2 protein-coding genes are annotated in these 2,079 nt (G+C 66.5%); one reads left to right on the top strand and one right to left on the bottom strand.

Annotated features, from left to right (window positions below; translation table 11 throughout):
- On the top strand, positions 1 to 1,402 hold a 1,402-nt coding region (gene hutH, locus EN906_RS32040), incomplete at its 5' end, for a histidine ammonia-lyase (RefSeq protein WP_164777529.1).
- Positions 1,403 to 1,411: 9 nt separating this feature from the next.
- Here hutH and EN906_RS32035 read toward each other — a convergent pair.
- The coding region (locus EN906_RS32035; protein ID WP_127375677.1) for a formyltetrahydrofolate deformylase at positions 1,412 to 2,079 on the bottom strand (668 nt) is incomplete at its 5' end.

The following is a 2,079-nucleotide window of genomic DNA, read 5'->3' as shown; positions in this document are numbered from 1 at the left end:
GATTGGACCCGATGTCATCGGCAGGCTGGAAAAGGCACGAAAAGTGCTCGACCAGGCCGCCGCGTCCGGCCAGCAGATCTATGGCCTGAACACCGGGCTCGGCGCCAATCTCGGCACCGCGGTCGACGGCGACGCCGGCGCCTTCCAGCGCCAGCTCCTGGAAGGACGCAGTGGCGCCGTCGGCGAGGTGCTGCCGGTTGAAGCCGTGCGGGCAACCATGCTTGCCCGTGCGTCGATGCTGTCGGTCGGCGGCTCCGGCCTGTCGCCTTCCGTCTTCGTCGCTTTGGTCGACGCGCTCAATGCCGGCGTCCATCCCGTCATGCCGTCGCTCGGCTCGATCGGCGCCGGTGACCTGGTGTTGATGACAGCACTCGCCCGCATGCTCACCGCCGATGGCGAAGCCGACTATCAGGGCCGTCTCATGCCGGCGGCCAAGGCGCTGATGATGGCGCGCCTCGCCCCCATCAGCCTGGCGCCCAAGGACGGCCTGTCGCTGATCAACGCCTCGGCGGTGTCCGCCGGCAGCGGCGCACTTGCGGTGACGGATGCATTGCGCGCCCTTGCCCAGCAACAGCAGGCCGGTGCGCTGACAATGGAAGGCATCGGTGCCAACCGCACCATCCTCGATCCGCGCCTGCATATGGCGCGTCCGGCGGCAGGCCAGCAGCAAGCAGCCAAGGTGCTGCACGATCTGCTCGCCCGAGACGAGGCGCCGGCGCCGACCACCTTGCAGGACCCGCTGTCGATCCGCTGCATGCCGTCGATCCATGGCGCGCTGATCGAGGCGATCGGTCAGGCGAGACAGGCTGTCGAGATCGAACTCAACGCCGCCGCCGACAACCCGCTGGTGCTGGGCGATGATGGACTGGTGCTGTCGACCGGCAATTTCCACACAGCCTCGCTGGCGCTCGCCTTCGAGACGCTCGGCCTGGCGATCGCCCAATGTGCCGCGGCCAGTGCCGCGCGCTTCATCCAGCTCACCGGTTCCGGCCGCAATGGCCTGCCGAAATATCTGTCGCCGGTCGGCGGCGCCTCGGCCGGCCTCGTACCGCTGCAGAAGACGGTGACGTCGATCCTGGCCGCCATCCGCCACAAGGCCAATCCGGTGATGCTCGACTTCCTGGCCGTGTCGGAAGGCGTCGAGGATCACGCCACGCAGACGCCTCTGGCGGTGGCAAAATGCGCCGGGATGATCGCGCTGTGGCGCCGCCTGATCGCCTTCGAATTGATGGCCGCCGCACAGGCCATCGACCTGCGCGACGGCTTCACATTGGCGCCACGCACCGCCGCAATTCACACGGCGATACGCTCGCTCGTCCCCATGCTGAAAGAGGACCGGCCGCTCGGTATCGACGCCGAGACGCTTTACGCCGCGCTCGCCGGCGGCAGTTGGCCGGCCTGACGTGGCTTCTCAGAAGACGATGGTCTTGTGGCCGTTGAGCATGACGCGGGCTTCGAGATGCAACTTGACGGCGCGCGCCAGCACCCGGCTTTCGATGTCGCGCCCGACAGCGACGAAGTCCTCGGCGCTCATCGCATGGGTGACGCGTTCGGTCTCCTGATCGATGATCGGACCCTCGTCGAGGTCGGAGGTGACGTAATGCGCCGTCGCACCGATCAGCTTGACGCCGCGGTCGAAGGCCTGGTGATACGGCTTGGCGCCCTTGAAGCTCGGCAGGAAGGAATGGTGGATGTTGATCGCCCGTCCGAACAGCCGGTCCGACAGGCCTTTTGAAAAGACCTGCATGTAGCGCGCCAGGATGACCAGTTCAGCCCCTGTTTGCTGCACCAGGTCCAGCAGCTTCTGTTCCTGTTCGGCCTTGTTCTCCCTGGTGGTCGGCCAATGGTGGTAGGGGATGCCCTCCAGCTCGGCGAAGCGGCGGGCATCCTCGTGGTTGGAGACGACGGCGGCAACCTCCGCGTTCAGCCAGCCGACCCTGATCTGGTACAGCAGATGGAGAAGCGCGTGGTCGAACTTGGAGACCATGACGATGATCTTCGGGCGGCGCCCCTGATCGACGAGCGCGGTCTTCATGCCGAACCGGTCGACACTTGATTTCAAGGCCCGCTCCAGGCTGT

The organism is Mesorhizobium sp. M7A.F.Ca.CA.004.06.1.1, assembly GCF_003999135.1.
In the GTDB taxonomy this organism is placed as follows: Bacteria; Pseudomonadota; Alphaproteobacteria; order Rhizobiales; family Rhizobiaceae; genus Mesorhizobium.
Note: the sequence above shows the minus strand (reverse complement) of the source record. Positions and strands in the feature narration are given on the sequence as shown.